Origin of the sequence: Massilia aerilata, from assembly GCF_042656905.1 — a bacterium.
Taxonomy (GTDB): domain Bacteria; phylum Pseudomonadota; class Gammaproteobacteria; order Burkholderiales; family Burkholderiaceae_D; genus Telluria; species Telluria aerilata.
The window spans coordinates 1-725 of sequence record NZ_JBHSMZ010000027.1; the positions used below are offsets into that span (position 1 = coordinate 1).

Genomic DNA, 725 nt, shown 5'->3' on the forward strand with positions numbered 1-725 from the left:
AATGGAAGCGTGCGGCAGTGCGCATTACTGGGCTCGGCGGCTGACTGAGCTGGGGCATACCGTGAAGCTAATGGCGCCACAGTTCGTCAAACCGTACGTGAAGACGAATAAGCATGACATGGCCGATGCCGAGGCGATCTGTGAAGCGATAGCCCGTCCAACCATGCGCTTTGTTCCGATCAAGACAATCGATCAGCAAGCGATCCTGGCGGTGCATCGTGTCCGGCAAGGCCTGGTCAAGGCGCGTACTGCACAGGCCAACCAGATCCGTGGGCTGCTGGCAGAAATGGGGTTGGTCGTGCCGAAGGGTATCAAGCAACTGTACTGCCTGGTGCCGCCGCTGCTCGATGAAGCAAAGGACGTGTTGCCGGCCAGCTTCCGGCAACTGATCGAGCGGCTGCTGATCCAGTTGAAAGAACTGAAGCGACAAGTTGACGAGCTGGAGTTGGAGATCCTGCACTGGCATCGCCAGAACGAAGCATCGCGCAACCTTGAAACCATTCCTGGTGTCGGGCCGATTACGGCCAGTGCCCTGGTCGCCTCAGTTGGCGATGCGCGCAACTTCAAAAATGGCCGACAGTTGGCAGCTTGGCTTGGACTGGTACCAAAGCAGCACTCGACGGGCGGGAAGGCTCGATTGCAAGGTATCAGCAAGCGTGGCGACTGCTATCTGCGCACCTTGCTGATTCATGGCGCACGTGCCGTCACAAAACAGGCCGAGCGGC

At 58.8% G+C, this 725-nt stretch carries 1 protein-coding gene; it reads left to right on the plus strand.

Annotation, left to right across the window (positions count from 1 at the left end; genetic code table 11):
* On the plus strand, positions 1-725 hold a 725-nt coding region (locus ACFPO9_RS27680), incomplete at both ends, for an IS110 family RNA-guided transposase (RefSeq protein WP_379777679.1).